The organism is Streptomyces sp. NBC_01275 (assembly GCF_026340655.1).
Classification (GTDB): Bacteria; Actinomycetota; Actinomycetes; order Streptomycetales; family Streptomycetaceae; genus Streptomyces.
The window spans coordinates 8,044,383-8,060,877 of record NZ_JAPEOZ010000001.1 but is presented as its reverse complement, the minus strand read 5'-3'; the positions used below and the strand labels follow the sequence as shown (position 1 = coordinate 8,060,877).

The window sequence follows — 16,495 nt, the reverse complement described above, 5'->3', positions numbered from 1 at the left end:
GGGGTGGCACGGGGTGGCACCGGGCGACACCGGGTGACCGGAATTACCCGTACCTCGCCCCGCCCGCCCTACTCGGAGGCCGCCGTCGGGCGCCGGGAGGCCGCCGTCGCCCCGTCCACGCCGGTCAACGGCCGCAGCCGATAGGTGTACGCGTAGTCGCGGTCGGCGAACAGCTTGTACTCGTCGTGGGTGTGGGCGCCCCAGCTGTTGTCGCCGCCGATGCCCATCTGCCGGTGGCTGAGGCGCAGGACGACCTCGGCGCGTGGGGTGAGCTGGTAGTCGTGGCGGGCGCCGACGGAGAGGTCCTCGGGGGTGAAGTGCGAGGCGTTGACCTCCAGGAGCGGTTCGCCGGAGACCAGCAGTCCGGCGCCGCGGGCGTCGGTGAGGGCGACCCAGCGGACGTCGGTCTTGTTGCCGTTCTCCTGCGGCCGCAGATAGGAGGTCCACTGGCCGGCGACGGTGCCGGAGTACAGGCCCACGTCGGTGGCGTCGTTGCGGTCCCAGTGGTTCTCCTCGGGGCCGCGCCCGTAGTAGTGCAGCCGCTCCAGCCGGGCCGGCAGAGACAGCAGCGTGCCGACCTCCGGGAGGTACGGCAGGTTCGCGGCCCCCGGGTGCAGGGTGTTGTCGACCTTGATCTCACCGCTTCCGAAGACGGTGTAGGTGGTGGTGTACGTCGATTCCGTCGTCGTGGGCAGGGTGCCGGCGACCTTGATCTCCACGGCCCGGTCGCGCAGGGCGCGCACCTCGACCCCGGTCACCCGGCGGTGGGCGCCGGCGTCGCGCCAGGTCTGGTTGCGGGTGTGCTGGCCGTTGCCCCGGTCGTTGTCGGTGGGGGCCCGCCAGAAGTTCGGGGCGGGACCGGAGGAGATCAGCTCGGCGCCGCCGGCCCGGTAGGAGGTGATGACGCCGGTCTTCTTGTCGACGGCGACCGAGAAGCCCCGGCCCGTGACGGTGACGGAGTCGGCCCCGTCCTGGTGGCTCAGCGCCGGCACGCTGTCGAGCGGTACGGGGGTGACGGCGGGGCTGCCGACGTCGAGGGCGAGCTGCTGTCGGGCCACCTCGAAGCCGGCCTTCGCCCACTTCGTGCTCTCGCGGGTGGTGAAGGACAGCTGGAGGAAGTACTCGGCGCCCGGCGCCGGGTCGCGCGGCAGCCTCAACGGCACGGTGACGTCCTTGCCGGACAGCGGCGCCACATCCAGCTGGGCACGGCTCAACTTCCCGCGCTGTACGACCTTTCCGTCCTCCACCAGCTCCCAACGCCCGTCGAACTCAAGGAGGTTGGTGAAGAGGTACTCGTTGGTGAGCGTGACCGCGCCGGGCGTCGAGCCCGAAGTGACCTGCACGGCCTGGTAGATCCGCTTGACCTCGGCGGACTTGCCGGTGAGCCCGCGGTCGGCGGTGACGATGCCGTCGCCGGAGAAGGCGCCGTCGTTGGGGTTGTCGCCCCAGTCGCCGCCGTAGGCGTAGAACGTCTTCGCGCGGGGCCGCTGCTCGGTCAGTCCGACGGTGGCCGCGTCGAACCAGAAGCGCACGCCGTCGTCGCCGGGGCCCCGGTCGGCGGAGGCCAGTTCACCGGCGCTCAGCGCCCGGGCGTAGACACGGGCGACCCGGACGGCGCCGCTGAACTCCCGGGTCGGGTTGTCGACGTCGGTGGCCAGCGACAGGGAGGCGGTGTTGTTGTCGGGGCGTCGGCCGGTGGTCCGGGTGGCCCGCGCCTCGCCGTCCACGTACAGGGTCAGGGAGCCCTCGTCCGCGTCGAAGACGCCCGCGACCTGGTGTTCGCGGCCGGTCCAGTCGTCTGGGACCGCCCAGTTCACGGCGATCCACTGGCCGCCGCCGTAGATGAAGAACTCCAGCGACCGGCCCGACTGCTTCAGTGCGTACTGGGTGTCGCCCTTGACGAGGATCGGCTGGTGGTAGCCGGTCACGTGCGGGGTGATCCAGGCTTCCAGGGTGAGGGAGCCGGTGAGGTCGAGGCTCGCGTCGCGGGCGAAGACGGTTCCGCCGGAGACGCCCTTGTCGCGGCTGAAGGCGCCGGCGGGGGCGATGATCTCGCCGCTCAGCGCGGCGGGCCCGGACTCGGTGAACAGCTTGCGGGTCGGGGTGGGCCAGTCCAGCGCCTGGTCGACGAAGTCCCAGATCCAGCCGCCCTGCAGCACCTCGTGACGGCGGACCAGATCCCAGTACTTGCTGAGGTTTCCGGTGGAGTTGCCCATCGAATGCGCGTACTCGATCATGACGTACGGCCGGGTGTCGGCGGTGTCCTTGGCCCGTGCCTCGACGCGGGACGGGCTGTCGTACATCTCGGAGCGGATGTCGCTGATGCCGGGGCGGTCGTCGCCCTCGTACTGGATGACGCGGGTGGTGTCGTAGGAGCGGATCCACTCGTGCATGGCGGTGAAGGTGCTGCCGCCGCCCGCCTCGTTGCCGAGGGACCAGATGACGGCCGAGGCGTGGTTCTTGTCACGGTGGACCATGTTCTGGGCGCGGGCCACGCACGCCGCGGTCCACTCGGGGTGGTCGCCGGGGTACTGGCCGCGGATGCCGTGGGTCTCGAGGTTCGTCTCGTCGACGAGGTAGAGGCCGTATGCGTCGGCGAGCTCCAGCCACTGCGGGTTGTTGGGGTAGTGCGAGGTGCGCACGGTGTTGATGTTCAGCCGCTTGATGATGCCGATGTCCTCGACCAGGTCGGCGCGGGTGAGGGCCGAGCCGCGCACCGGGTGCATCTCGTGCCGGTTGACGCCCCGCAGGGAGATCGGTTTGCCGTTGATGCGCATCAGCCCGTCCCGGAGCGCGAACTCGCGCAGGCCCACGCGGTGGGAAAGGGTTTCGACCACTCTGCCGGCCGGGTCGCGCAGCCGGAGCACGGCGGTGTAGAGGTACGGATGTTCGGCCGACCACAGGCGCGGCGCGGGCACGGCCCTCGCGGCCTGGACGGTCGTCTCCTCGCCGGCGGCGAGGGCGACGGCCTGGGTCAGCGGTCTGGGCCACACCGGGTGCCCGTCGGCGTCGTACAGCTGGGTCTCGACGGAGTACCGGCCCGCGCCTTCCCCGCCGTAGTCGCGCACGCTCGCGGTGACCGACAGTTCGGCCGCCTCGTAGTCGTCGCTCAGCGGGGTGTCCAGCCGGAAGTCGCGCAGGTGCACGGCAGGGGTGGAGTACAGGTAGACCGAGCGGAAGATGCCGCTCAGCCGGATCATGTCCTGGTCCTCCAGCCAGTCCCCGTCGGAGTAGCGGTAGACCTCCACGGCGATCTGGTTGACGCCGGCCTTCAGGTGCGGGGTGATGTCGTACTCGGCGGGGTCGTAGGAGTCCTCGTGGTAGCCGACCAACTCACCGTTGATCCACACGTAGTGGGCGGACTTGACCCCCTCGAAGTGCAGGAAGGTGCGGCGTCCGGCCCAGTCGCGGGGGACGGTGAAGGTGCGGCGGTACTGGCCCACGGGGTTGTACCGGGTGGGGGCGGCCGGGGGCTGCGCGTCCTCGCCCAGGCCGTTGGCGCCCCACCACGGGTAGGTGATGTTGATGTAGATCGGGCGGTCGTATCCGTGCAACTGCCAGGCCGCGGGGACCGGGATGGTGTCCCAGGCGCCGTCGTCGAGGTCGGTGCGGTGGAAGTCGGTTTCGCGGTCTTCGGGGCGCTCTGCGTAGGCGAACTTCCAGGCTCCGTCCAGGCTCAGCCGGTACGGGGAGCGGGTCCGGTCGGCGGCGAGGGCCTGGTCCAGGGTGGCGTACGGCATGAGGGTGGTGTGCGGGTCCTCGGTGCCGATCCGGAACAGGTCGATACGGCCGTTCCATTCCGGAGTGCCCTCGGCGCCGTCCGCCGCGGCGGCCCGCCCGGCGCCGGCCGGGGCGGACAGGGCGAGGGCGCCGAGGACGGCGGCCGATCCCTCGAGCAGACGGCGACGGCTGACGAACGCCCGCTGGGGGCGGTCCGGCCGGTCCATGGGCGACGGCGACACGTGCGGGTGCGACATGACCACGACCTTCCTCAGGGCGGACCGTGCGGCTCTGCACGGACGGAGGGTTTGTCAGATCTTGTCCACTCCTGTTGAAAAAACGAACATAGACACGCCACGTTGACCGAATATCAACTCTCTTCGGCGCAACGGCACTTGCCACACACGTTTCTCACAGACATCGCGCGTCCCAGCGGCGTCAGTACACGTCCCGTACGTACCGCTTGTCGGCGGCGAGTTGCTTGACGTAGGCCGCCGCCTCCGTCTCGCCCAGTCCGCCGTGGACGACGGCGACGGCGCGCAGGGCGTCGTCGACGTCCTTGGCCATCCGGGAGGCGTCTCCGCAGACGTAGAAGTGGGCGCCGTCCTGGAGCCAGGACCACAGCTGGGAGCCGTGCTCGCGCATCCGGTCCTGGACGTAGACCTTGGCGCGCTGATCGCGGGAGAAGGCGGTGTCGAGACGGGCCAGGACGCCGTCGGCGAGGAGGTCGGTCAGCTCCTGTTCGTAGTAGAAGTCCGTCGCCCGGTGCTGCTCTCCGAAGAACAGCCAGTTCGGCGCCCGGTGCCCGCGCTCCCGGCGCTCTTCCAGGAAGCCGACGAAGGGTGCCACCCCGGTGCCGGGGCCGACCATCACCATCGGCGTGGCGGGGTCGGCGGGCGGCCGGAAGTGCGGGGAGCGCTGCACATGGACCGCGACCTCGGCGCCCGGCTCGGCGTCGGCGAGGAAGGGCGAGCAGACGCCCTGGCGGGGGCGGCCGGCCAGGTTCTCGTAGCGCACGACGGAGACGGTGAGCGAGACCAGGTGGGGGTCGGTCAGCGGGCTGGAGGATATGGAGTACAGGCGTGGCTGGAGCCGGCCCAGCGCCTGCGTCCACTCCTGGGCGTCGGCCCGGATCCCGAACTCGGCGGCCACGTCGACGGCCTGACGGCCCCAGGACCACTTCGCCAGCTCGCCCTTGTTGTCGGGGCGCAGCAGCTTGCGCAGCTCACGCGGGTCGCGGGTGCGGTCGGCGGTGAAGCGCAGCAGGGCCGGGGTGATCCGGGTGATGTCGAGATGGCGCAGCAGGGCCTCGCCGAGGGCGACCTCGCCGACCCCGTTCACCTGCACGGGCGTGTCCGCGGCCGCGCCGGTGACGGTCAGCCACTCCGCCACCAGCTCCGGCGCGTTGAGGGGGCGTACGCCGAGCGCGTCGCCGGCCTCGTAGACGAGCGGGATCTCGCTGTCACGGGTGTCGAAGGTGAAGCGGCGCACCTCCTTGCCGGAGCCCGGAAGGCTCAGCAGCCGGTTGCCGGTGAGGCGGGCGACGACGGGGGCGGGCCGCTTCGGGCGCGGCGGAGCGGCGGGCGCGGATGTGGGCGCGGATGTGGGCGCGGATGTGGGCGCGGATGTGGGCGCGGATGTGGGCGCGGGCGGTGCGAGGGCCGCCGGGGCCGGGCCCGCTGACTCGGCGTGGTCCTCGGGAACCGCTTCCGTGGCCTCTTTCAGCGCGGTGAGCACCTGGTCCAGCCAGGCCTCCGCCTCTGTCTCGTAGTCCGGTTCGCAGTCGATGCGCGGCGCCAGCCGGACCGCGCCCAGCTCGTCCATCCGATCGTCCAGGCGCCGGCCGTGCCCGCAGAAGTCGTCGTAGGAGGAGTCCCCGAAGGCGAGGACGGCGTAGCGGCGGCCGGTCAGGCGGCCGGTGTCCAGCGCGGCGAGGCCGTCCCAGAAGCCGGCGCCGTTGTCGGGGGCGTCGCCGTCGCCGAAGGTGCTGGTGATCAGCAGCAGGTCGGCGTCGGAGGGCAGGGCGGCGGGGTCGGCCTCGTCCATGGCGACGAGGGAGGCCGGGTGGCCGCCCGCGGTGAGCCGCTCGGCGGTGGCGACGGCGAAGTCCTCGGCGGTGCCGGTCTGCGAGGCCCACAGGATCACCACCCGGCGCACCTGACGGGCCTGACCGTCCGGTTCCCGCCGGGGTTCGGCGGCGCCGCGGGAGTACATGCCGGCGAGCGCGCCGTTGACCCACAGGGCGTGCTCGGGACTGAAGGGCGCGTCCGGCGGCAGGACGGGGACGCCGGGTGCGCCGGCCGGGACGCCCGCGAGGAAGCCGACGAGGTACTGGCGTTCGCGTTCGGTCAGCACCGGCGGCGGAGCGGGCTCGAAGCCGAAGACGGCGGCCGCGGAAGGATGCACCGCGGAGGGGTGGACCACGGTGGGGTCGAGCGCGGAGGGCCCACCCCCGGAAGGATGCGCCCCGACGGCGTCGGCCGCGGCCGGGACGAGGGCGGCGGGCGGCTCGGCGACCGGGCTCTGCACGGTCACCGGCGTGGACACCTTCGTCAGCGCCACCGCGCACACCTTCAGCTCGGGCTGGAAGGACAGCGGGTCGACGGCGTCGCTGGTCACCGCGTTGACGCTGAGGTACTCGCCGAACAGGTCGTTCCAGTGGAACGGCGCGAAGCAGGACCCGGGCAGCACCCGGTCGGTGACGACGGCCGGCAGCACGGCCCGGCCGCGCCGCGAGGCGACCTCGACGGAGTCGCCGTCGACGAGACCGAGCGCGGCCGCGTCCTCGGGGTGCACCTCGACGAAGGGCCCGGGGTCGAGCTTGTTGAGCTTGGCGACCTTGGCGGTCTTGGTCAGGGTGTGCCACTGGTGCTGGAGGCGTCCGGTGTTCAGGACGAACGGATAGTCGTCGTCCGGCATCTCGGCGGGCGGGACGTGCGGGCGGGGGTGGAAGACGGCGCGGCCGGAGGCCGTGGGAAAGGTGAGGGAACCGTCTTCGTTCACGTAGCGGATCGGGTTGCGGTCGGGGCCGTCGGCGGTGGCGGCAGGCCACTGCACGGGGGCGGCGCGCAGCCGGTCGTAGGTCACTCCGCGCAGGTCGTAGCCGGTCTGCGGGTTGTGGAAGCGCTTGATCTCCTCGAAGATCTCCTGCGCGCTGTCGTAGGAGAAGCCGTCCTCGTATCCCATCGCGCAGGCGACGGCCGCGATGAGACGCCAGTCGGCGGTGGCCTCGCCGGGCGGGTCGGCGGCGGGCCGGGCGAGGGTGAGGTTGCGCTCGCTGTTGATGAGGACGCCCTCGATCTCGGTCCACAGGGCGCCGGGCAGGACCACGTCGGCGTACGCGTTGGTCTCGGTGTCGGTGAAGACGTCCTGCGCGACGACGAACTCGGCGGCCTCCAGCCCTTCGATGACCGTACGGCGGTTGGCGACCGAGGCGACCGGGTTGGTGCAGATGATCCAGCATGCCTTGATGTCGCCGTCGGCCATCTTCTGGAACATCTCGACGGTGCCCTTGCCGACGCCGTCGGCCCGGATCGTGCCGGGCTTCAGCCCCCACGTCTCCTCGACGAAGGCCCGGTCCGCGTCCACGAGCACGGAGCGCTGACCGGGGAGGCCCGGCCCCATGTACCCCATTTCCCGGCCGCCCATGGCGTTGGGCTGGCCGGTGAGGGAGAAGGGTCCGCTGCCCGGGCGGCAGATCGCGCCGGTGGCCAGGTGGAGGTTGATCAGGGCGTTGGTGTTCCAGGTGCCGTGGGTGGACTGGTTGAGCCCCATGGTCCAGCAGCTGGTCCACTCCTGCGCCTCGCCGATCAGCCGGGCGGCCTCGCGCAGGTCGGCCTCGGGGATGCCGGTGATCTCCGCGACGGAGGCGGGCGGGTAGTCGGCGAGGAACTCCGGCATCGCCTCCCAGCCCTCGGTGAAGGCGGCGACGAAGGCGGGGTCGGTGTGGCCGTTCTCGTGCAGCAGGTGCAGCAGTCCGTTGAGCAGGGCGAGGTCGGCGCCGGGCTTGACCTGGAGGAACAGGTCGGCCTTCGCGGCGGTGGCGGTACGGCGCGGGTCGACGACGATCAGCTTGGCGCCCGCCTTGACGCGGTCCATCATCCGCAGGAAGAGGATGGGGTGGCAGTCGGCCATGTTGGAGCCGATGACGAGGAAGACGTCCGCCTTGTCGAGGTCCTCGTAGGAGCCGGGCGGGCCGTCGGCGCCGAGAGACAGCTTGTAACCGGTTCCCGCGCTCGCCATGCACAGCCGGGAGTTCGACTCGATCTGGTTGCTGCGGAGGTAGCCCTTCACCAGCTTGTTCGCGAGGTACTGCGCCTCGAGGCTCATCTGGCCGGAGACGTAGAGGGCGACCGCGTCGGGGCCGTGCTCGTCGACGATTCCCCGCAGCCGCCGGGCCGTCTCGGCGACCGCCGCGTCCACCGGGGCGGGCTCCGGCTCCGCACCGCGGTCCGAGCGGACGAGGGCGGTGGTCAGCCGGCCCGGGGCGGCCAGCATGTCGGCGGTGGTCGCGCCCTTGGTGCACAGCCTGCCGAAGTTGGCGGGGTGCGCCTTGTCCCCGGACGCCTTCAGGACCGTACGGCGGCCCTCCGGTCCGATGCCGACGTCGAGGAGCATGCCGCAGCCGACACCGCAGTACGAGCAGACCGTGCGCACTTTCGTCGCGCTGTCGGTCCGCGGGTTCGGCAGGGGCACGGGCACTCCCTTCGTTCTGACGATCGGCCTGGTGAGAGCCACTGTGACCGTACGAAGTGTGCATTACGCAGGTGTCTCCCGAACCGGTCGCCGGGGGTTAAGCCCACCGCACACCCGGGGGTGGAGGGGTGTGAGCCGGAGTGGTGAACGGGGGCGGGCGCGGGTGGCGCAGGGGCGGGTGCGGGGGTAGCGGACGGGTGCGAACGCGGGCGTGGAAGGGGCGTGGGCGGGGCGTGGAGAGCTTTGCGGGCGGGGGTGCGGAGGGGGACGAGCGGGGGCGCGAAGGGGTGCGAGCGGGGGCGTTCCGCCCAGTCGCCGTACAGCTCCCGCCCGAGTCCCAGCGCAGCTCCCGTCCGGCTCCCGTTCCGTTCCTGTGCGGCTCCTTTGCTCTTCCCTGATGGCATGGCCGCGTCAAATCTGTCAGGCTTCCGGCAGCCGCCGCTCAACCGCCCCTCGGCACACCCTGGCCGTCGGGGCAGCCACCGAGCAGGCCGGGACCCCGGCCGCCGCAAAAGGAGTCTCATGAGACCCACCCCCCGCAAGGCCCTCGCCGCGAGCGCACTCGCCCTCGCCGCGGTGGCCGCCGTCTCGCTCCCCGCCACGCCCGTGGCGGCCGCGCCCGAGACGGCCGCGTCCACAGCCTCCACCGCCTCCGCGGCGGCCGCCTGCACCCCGGCCCAGGTGGTCGCGAACGGCGGCTTCGAGAGCGGCACCGCCTCCTGGACCCAGTCGTCGACCAGTGTGATCACCAGCCGCACCGGCCAGAGCGCGCACGGCGGCACCGCCTTCGCCTGGCTGGACGGCGTCGGCAGCACGCACACCGACACGCTCTCGCAGAGCGTGACGATCCCGTCCGGGTGCAGCAGCGCCTCCCTCACGTTCTGGCTGCACATCGACACCGCGGAAACGACCTCGTCGACCGCCTACGACAAGCTGACGGCCAAGATCGGCACGACGACCCTGGCGACGTACTCGAACCTCGACAAGAACACCGGGTACGTGCAGAAGTCGTTCGACGTGTCGTCGTTCGCCGGCCAGACCGTGACCCTCGCCTTCACCGGGACCGAGGACTCCAGCCTCCAGTCGAGCTTCGTCCTCGACGACATCGCGCTCGACACCTCGGGCGACACCGCTCCCCCGGCCGACTCGACCCGCACGCCGGCCGCACCGTCGTACACCGTCAGCCTCACCAGCAACACGGCCGGCACCGTCTGGACCGGTCACGAGAGCGCGACCTTCACCAACGCCTCCTCCACCGCGCTCAGCGAGGTGTACCTGAGGCTGTGGGACAACTACCACGGCACCTGCACCTCGATGCCGATCTCGGTCACCAACGTCACCGGCGGCACCGCGGGCGCCCTCTCGGTCGCCTGCACGGCCCTCCAGATCACCCTGCCCACCCCGCTCGCGCAGGGGCAGAGCGCCACCATCGGCTTCGACCTCGGCATCACCGTGCCCAGCGGCGCCGACCGGTTCGGCTACGACGGCGCGTTCAGCATGATCGGCAACGCGCTGCCCGTCCTCGCGATCAAGGACGGATCGGGCTGGCACCTGGACCCGTACACCAACAACGGCGAGTCGTTCTACTCCCTGGCCGCCGACTTCAAGGTGACCCTCGACCACCCGACGACCCTGCTGGTCCCGGCCACCGGCGCCTCGGTCGACACCGCCGGCTCCAGCGGGCGCACCATCACCACGGCCACCGCCGCCAAGGTCCGTGACTTCGCCTGGGCGGCCGGCCCCTTCAGCAAGATCTCCGGCACCTCGACCGCCGGGACCCCGATCAACGTCTACTCGGTCTCCGACATCAGCTCCGCCAACGCCCAGTCGATGCTCACCACCGCCAAGACCGCCGTCGACGCCCACGCGGCACGCTTCGGCGCCTATCCGTACGGCGAACTGGACGCCGTCATCGACAACAACTTCTGGTTCGGCGGCATGGAGTACCCGGGGTTCGTCCTCGACCTGGTCAGCACCACGGCGCTCACCCATGAGATCGGCCACCAGTGGTTCTACGGGATCGTCGGCGACGACGAGTACAACAGCCCCTGGCTGGACGAGTCGTTCACCGACTACGCCACCGACCTGGCGCTGGGCAAGACCGGCACGAGCTGCTGGAGCAGCGTCTCCTGGGCCTCGACGGCGGAGAAGATCACCAACTCGATGGCCTACTGGGACGCCCACTCGTCCCGCTACTCCACCGTCGTCTACGGCTACGGCAAGTGCGCCCTGCACGACCTGCGCCGCGTCCTCGGTGACACCGCGATGGCCAAACTCCTGAAGGACTACGCCACTTCGCACTGGTACGGCGTCTCGACCACGGCCGACTTCAAGGCGGCCGCGCAGGCCGCCACGACCACGGACCTGACCTCGTTCTGGACCACGCACCGCATCGACGGCTGAGGCCGCCCGGTGCGTGCCGTGGGTGACGCCGTCCGGCCTCACCCACGGCGCGCACCGGCTCCCCTCCCGCCCTTGTCCCGCGCCGTCCCGGCCGATGCAATGGCCGTATGCACCTCAATCCCTACGGCGAGGACGTCGTGAACCTGGCCGCGGACCTGGCCAACCGACGCCCGGCGAGCGCCGACGAACTCGCGAGCCGCTGCCGGGCCGCGGGGCTGGTGCTGGAACACCCGGTAGTCCCAGGGGACCTGGACCGCGCCCTCGACGCGCTGGACGGGTGGGAGAAGGTCGTCGACGCCGACGACGAGCGGGAGCGCGCCGAGCTGCTCAACCGGATGCTGGCGACGGCCGCCGCCTACCCACGGCTGACCGATCACGCCGGTTCCGGCTGGCACCTGCACTACCGCGACGACCGACAGCCGCTCGGCGAGCTGCTGTTCTCCCTCATCGCCGTCGGTACCGCGCTCCATCTGGCGGGACGCGGCATGCACCGGCTGCGGCGCTGCGCCGTGACCGAGTGCACCACGATCTTCGCCGACACCTCCCGCACCGGACGGCAGCGCTACTGCTCGCCGCCGTGCGCCAACCGCGACGCGGTGCGCCGCCACCGCGCGCGCACCGCGTCCGCCTGAGCGGGCTTCGCTCTCCGCTCGTCGTTCTCCTTCCGGACTCAGGCCGCTATGACGACGGCGGGCTCGACCGACTCGTCCCTCCCTTGCCTCCCGTCGTTCTCGTCGCTCCCGTCCAGCAGGTCGATCAGGGTCGCCCGGGCCCGTGCGACCCGGGAGCGGACGGTGCCGACCGGGCAGTCGCCGACCTCGGCGGCCTCCGCGTACGGCAGGCCGAGGAGCTGGGTGAGGATGAACGCCTCCCGGCGCTCGTCCGGCAGCGCGGCCAGCAGGTCGAGGAGGGCGACGCCCTCGTCGAAGCCGGGCAGGCCGCACGGCTGGGCCCGCTCGACGGCCAGCTGCCAGTCCGCCGCGTCGGACAGCCGGGGGCGCGCGGCGGCGGTCCGGTAGCTGTCGATCACCGCCCGGCGGGCGATGGACATCAGCCAGGCGCGGGCCGACGAACGGCCCTCGAACCGGTGCAGGCTGCCGAGCGCGCGCAGGAACGTGTCCTGTGCCAGGTCGTCGACCGCCTGGGGATCGGCGCAGAGGTGGGCGACGTACCGCAGGACGTCACGGTGCAGGGCGCGCACGAAGTGCTCGACCGCGACCGTGTCTCCGCCGCGGGCGGCGAGCGCCCAGGCGGTTATCGACTCGTCGCGCGGGTCGGAGAGGTCTTTGCGCGAGGCGGGCAGGGTGGAAGTGATCACCTGGTGTCCTTCTCGGATCGTCCGTGCCGGACGGCCGCGCGGCAGCGCGCGAGCGCTCCGCCGACCGGCGGTCCGGCGGCTGGGGAAACGGCCCTACGACGCTTGCGCGGGCGTACGGCCGTGGCCCGAGGCGCACAGGGGCGGCCTCGGGACACCGACTGTCGTCAGACGACAGCGGTCCCCGAAGGCGGACCCCGAGAGGTGATCGCGTGAACGAGGAGAAGGCGCGGCACGCGCTCCGAGCCATACCGGCGCAGCCGGTTGCGCGGTCGTTCCGCAGGCGCGGGCAGGGCGAGCAGCAGCAGGCGCAGCGGCGCCGCCAGCCATCCGGCCACGGCCCGCAGGATGCGGAACGCGGCCTTCTCGCCGTACGCCAGCCACAGGCCGCAGAGCAGCGCGGCCAGCAGATGGGCGGCGAGCATGCCGTACGACGACGCACCGCCGCCCGTGGCATGCCCCAGGTGGTCCAGGCCGCTCATGTCCATGTGCGGCATGTCCATGGAGTCCATGGACGCCATGTCCATGTGTGCCATTCCCATGGACTGCAGGGCGGCGCCCGGGTCCGTCGCAGCCGTGCCCGCGCCCCCGCCCATGGCCGTCGACTGGACGAGGGCGAAGGCGGAGTGCAGTCCCGTCTGGGCGGCGACCACGACCGTCACGACCAGCGGAAGCCCGCGCTCACGGCCCGTCAGACACCAACCCGCGGCGCCGGTGACGGCCACGCCGGCGGCCAGCGTCCACGCGGGCACCGGGCTGCCGGACATCATGACGTGGCCCAGGGCGGCGAGCAGCACACAGACGGCCGCGAACATCGCGGCCCGTACCGTGCGAGAACACCACCCTGCTGTCATGGCGCCTCATCCTCGCATCCAGCCGCCGGTCGTCATGCGGGGGTACGGAAATCGCCCCCGCCCTCCACTCACACCAGGTCATGTGATCCAGGTCATGATGAGCGACTCCGAACGTCGGCAGGTCGGCAGGTCCCCAGATCGGCAGATCTGGGCATCAGCGGATCAGCTCGGCGAACACGTCGTAAGCCGTGTCGTCGAAGAGCACGAACCGCACTTCCTCCACCGCCGTCTCCGCCGTCCGCACCGTCTCCACGGCGATGCGGGCGGCGTCCTCCATCGGCCAGCCGTACGCCCCCGTGGAGATGGCCGGGAACGCGACGGTCCGTGCACCAAGCTCGTCCGCGACCTTGAGCGACTCCCGGTAACAGGAGGCCAGCAGCGAGGGGTCGTTGCCGTAGGCCTCGTAGACCGGGCCCACGGTGTGGATCACCCAGCGCGCGTCCAGCTCGCCCGCGGTCGTGGCGACCGCCCGGCCGGTGGCCAGCCCCTTGCCGTAGTGGGAGGCGCGCAGCCGGCGGCAGTCGGCGAGGATCGCGGGGCCGCCCCGGCGGTGGATGGCGCCGTCGACGCCACCGCCGCCGAGCAGTGAGGAGTTGGCGGCGTTGACGATGGCGTCGACGGACTCACGGGTGATGTCGCCCTGGACGAGGGTGATGGCGGTCATGCTGTGTCTATACCAGCCGCTCCGCACGGCCGCGACTCCGATTCGCCGATTCGGCGACCGTTTCCGTCTCGGTTCCGATCTCCCTATTCCGTATGCCTTTCCGCCCCTGTCTCCGCCCCTGTCTCCGCCTCTTTCTCCGCCTCTTTCTCCGCCTCTTTCTCCGCCTCTGTTTCGGTCTCTGTTTCCGTCTCCATGCCGCTGCGGCCCAGTGCGGCGAGGGCGCGGGCGGCGGCCTCGCCCCGGGCGGGCGTCAGATCGCGGGCCTGCGCGGCGAGGGTCTTGGCGACGGCGGGGAAGGCGCGGACGACGGGCCAGACGTCCGAGGGCACATCCCGTCCGGCGGCGATGCGCTCATGCGCGAAGTCGGCGAGCATGCCGGCGAGTTCACGGTCGGCTCGGGCGTCGAGTCCGGTCACGCGGTCGAGTGGGATCTCGTGGCGGACACAGGTGAGAACGGCCTGCCGGTACTCGGCGTCGGGCAGCCGTACGGCCGCGTAGGCGCCGAGGGCCGCCTCGATGACGCTGTCGTCGTGGCCGCGCAGGGCTTCACGGACGAGGGAGAGAGCCAGGTCGCCGAAAGGGTCGGCTTCGGAGGGAGCGAACGGGACGTCGCCGGGCGGGGCGTCGCCGGCCACCGCGACCGAGGTGTCCACGGCCACGCCGGTCGGGTCGTCCACGCGTACGGCGACCGGGGCGCCCGCGGCCACGGCGACCGCGTCGTCGAGGAAGGGCAACGCCTTGAGGACGGCGCGCCGTTCGGTCGGGTCGCCGTGGCGGAACAGGCCGGCCACCTGGTCGGCGAGAGCCCGGCCGCGCATGGGCAGGGCGGTCAGCAGAACGGCGCGGGCGGCCTCGTCGGCACTCCAGTGCTCGTCCAGCCGTTCCTCGCCGCAGCGTCTTCGGGCGGCGGGGAAGAGGACCCGGATCGCGGTGGGTCGGACGGCCACGCTTTCGGCGGCCTCCGCCAGCCAGACGCGGGCGGGTTCGAGCAGGGCATCGGCGACGAGGACCGTACGCGGGTCGGTGGGCGCGGGCGGAAGCAGGTGAGCGGTGGGCATGCCGGGGCAATCTCCTGTGGGGTCGGAGGAGTCGGGGAAGAAGGGGCGAGGGAGAAGGGGCGAGGGAGAAGAGGGCGGGCTAGGCGGACACGGCGCGGGGGACGTCCCGTGAGGGGCGCCGGGCCGCGTCGGGAGCGTCCGAAGGGCCGCCCTGGATCGCAACGAACCCCACGCAGGCCCGCCTGATCCGGTGGGCCGCTGCTCCAACTGCCCCCGACCCCATCGCCGTAGCCCCCGCTGCCGTCATTCTTGCCGCCATCGCCCCTGCCACCGCCACCCGTGCCACCGTCACCCCTGTTGCCGCAGTCTCCGCCACACGGCCTTCGCCGCGTTGTGGCCCGACATGCCGTGCACGCCCGGGCCGGGCGGTGTGGCCGAGGAGCAGATGAAGACGGCCGGGTGCGGGGTGGAGTAGGGGAAGAGGGACAGCTTGGGGCGGAGCATGATCTGCAGTCCGGACACCGCGCCGGAGGCGATGTCCCCGCCGACGTAGTTGGCGTTGCGGGCGGCGAGTTCGGCGGGGCCCGCGATCGCCCGGGCGAGGACCCGGTCGCGGAATCCGGGGGCGAACCGCTCCAGTTGACGTTCCATCACGTCCGTGAGGTCGCCGGTCCAGCCGTTGGGCACATGACCGTACGCCCAGAAGACGTGCTTGCCGGCCGGGGCGCGGGTGGGGTCGACGACGCTGGGCTGCACCGTGATCAGGAAGGGGCGCTCGGGTGCGCGGCCCTCTCGGGAGGGCGCGCGCAGGGCGGCGGCGATCTCCGCGCTGTTCGCGCCGATCTGCACGGTGCCGGCGGTGCGCGCCTCCTTCGCGGTCCACGGGACCGGGCCGTCGAGCGCATAGTCGATCTTGAAGACGCCGGGTCCGTACCGATAGCCCGCGTAGTGGCTGCCGAGGTCGGCGATGCGGGCGAGGGCGGTGGGCGAGGTGTCGAAGACGTAGGCGCGGGCCGGGGGCAGGTCGTCGAGGCGCTTGACCTCGTAGTCGGTATGGATGCTGCCGCCGAGGTCCTTGAGGTAGGCGGCGAGGGCGTCCGAGATGGACTGGGAGCCGCCGCGGGCCACCGGCCAGCCGCGGGCGTGCGCGGCGAGGGCGAAGACCAGGCCGACGGCGCCGGTGGCCAGGCCGGTGAGGGGGGCCATGACATGGGCGACGAGACCGGCGAAGAGGGTCTTGGCCGGTTCGTCGTGGAAGCGCCGGGTCAGCCAGGCGGACGGGGGCAGGCCGACGAGGCCGAAGCGGGCCAGGGTGAGCGGGTCCCGGGGCAGCGCGGTCAGCGGCAGGGACATGAAGTCGCGGACCAGGACGTCCCACTTGGGCAGGAAGGGCTCGACGAGCCTGCGGTACGCGCCCGCGTCACGCGGCCCGAACGAGGCGGCCGTCTCCGCGACCGACCGCGACAGCACGGCGGCGCTGCCGTCCGGGAAGGGGTGCGCCATGGGCAGCTCGGCGTGCAGCCACTCCAGGCCGTAGCGCTCCAGGGGCAGGGCGCGGAACGCGGGCGAGTTGATGCCGAGGGGGTGGGCGGCGGCGCACGGGTCGTGGCGGAAGCCCGGCAGGGTGAGCTCCTCGGTGCGGGAGCCTCCGCCCACGGTGTCCCGTGCCTCGAACAGGGCCACGGAGAGGCCGCGCCTGGCCAGCTCCACCGCGGCGGTCAGCCCGTTGGGCCCCGCCCCCACCACGACCGCATCGAGCATCGACGCCACTTCGACCCCTTCGTCAGCGGCTGGCCTCCGTAGACCGGCGGCCTCCGGCATCAGGATATGCCGGGGGTACGACAGA

Annotated in this window: 9 protein-coding genes; 2 read left to right on the top strand and 7 right to left on the bottom strand. The window is 72.2% G+C overall.

Annotated elements, in window-relative coordinates:
* Window positions 1-68 precede the first annotated feature (68 nt).
* Both OG562_RS35300 and OG562_RS35295 read right to left on the bottom strand, forming a co-directional pair.
* Window positions 69-3,977: a glycoside hydrolase family 2 TIM barrel-domain containing protein gene (locus OG562_RS35300; protein WP_266405386.1), complete on the bottom strand. Its 3,909-nt coding sequence runs from the start codon at window positions 3,975-3,977 to the stop codon at window positions 69-71.
* Between the two features lie 181 nt (window positions 3,978-4,158).
* Entirely contained in the window at window positions 4,159-8,415 is a 4,257-nt protein-coding gene (locus OG562_RS35295) for a bifunctional nitrate reductase/sulfite reductase flavoprotein subunit alpha (protein WP_266405385.1), read from the bottom strand.
* Between the two features lie 522 nt (window positions 8,416-8,937).
* On the opposite strand from OG562_RS35295, the gene OG562_RS35290 reads away from it, so the two are divergent.
* Window positions 8,938-10,818: a M1 family metallopeptidase gene (locus OG562_RS35290; RefSeq protein WP_266405384.1), complete on the top strand. Its 1,881-nt coding sequence runs from the start codon at window positions 8,938-8,940 to the stop codon at window positions 10,816-10,818.
* Between the two features lie 107 nt (window positions 10,819-10,925).
* On the top strand, window positions 10,926-11,450 hold the full coding sequence (locus OG562_RS35285; RefSeq protein ID WP_266405383.1) for a CGNR zinc finger domain-containing protein: 525 nt from the start codon (window positions 10,926-10,928) through the stop codon (window positions 11,448-11,450).
* Window positions 11,451-11,488: 38 nt separating this feature from the next.
* Here OG562_RS35285 and OG562_RS35280 read toward each other — a convergent pair whose 3' ends face one another.
* From OG562_RS35280 to OG562_RS35260, 5 genes are all read right to left on the bottom strand, one after another.
* On the bottom strand, window positions 11,489-12,136 hold the full coding sequence (locus OG562_RS35280; protein WP_266405381.1) for a sigma-70 family RNA polymerase sigma factor: 648 nt from the start codon (window positions 12,134-12,136) through the stop codon (window positions 11,489-11,491).
* A 164-nt stretch (window positions 12,137-12,300) separates the two neighbouring features.
* Complete coding sequence (locus OG562_RS35275; RefSeq protein WP_266405379.1) at window positions 12,301-12,987, bottom strand: hypothetical protein; 687 nt, start codon at window positions 12,985-12,987, stop codon at window positions 12,301-12,303.
* Window positions 12,988-13,141: 154 nt separating this feature from the next.
* Window positions 13,142-13,651 carry an O-acetyl-ADP-ribose deacetylase gene (locus OG562_RS35270; RefSeq protein ID WP_266405378.1) on the bottom strand — a complete coding sequence of 170 codons (510 nt, stop codon included), beginning with the start codon at window positions 13,649-13,651 and terminating at the stop codon, window positions 13,142-13,144.
* A gap of 83 nt (window positions 13,652-13,734) precedes the next feature.
* Window positions 13,735-14,709 carry an EboA domain-containing protein gene (locus OG562_RS35265; RefSeq protein ID WP_266405377.1) on the bottom strand — a complete coding sequence of 325 codons (975 nt, stop codon included), beginning with the start codon at window positions 14,707-14,709 and terminating at the stop codon, window positions 13,735-13,737.
* A 288-nt stretch (window positions 14,710-14,997) separates the two neighbouring features.
* Window positions 14,998-16,410, bottom strand: a complete 1,413-nt coding sequence (locus tag OG562_RS35260) for an NAD(P)/FAD-dependent oxidoreductase (RefSeq protein WP_266409686.1) — start codon at window positions 16,408-16,410, stop codon at window positions 14,998-15,000.
* Window positions 16,411-16,495 lie beyond the last annotated feature (85 nt).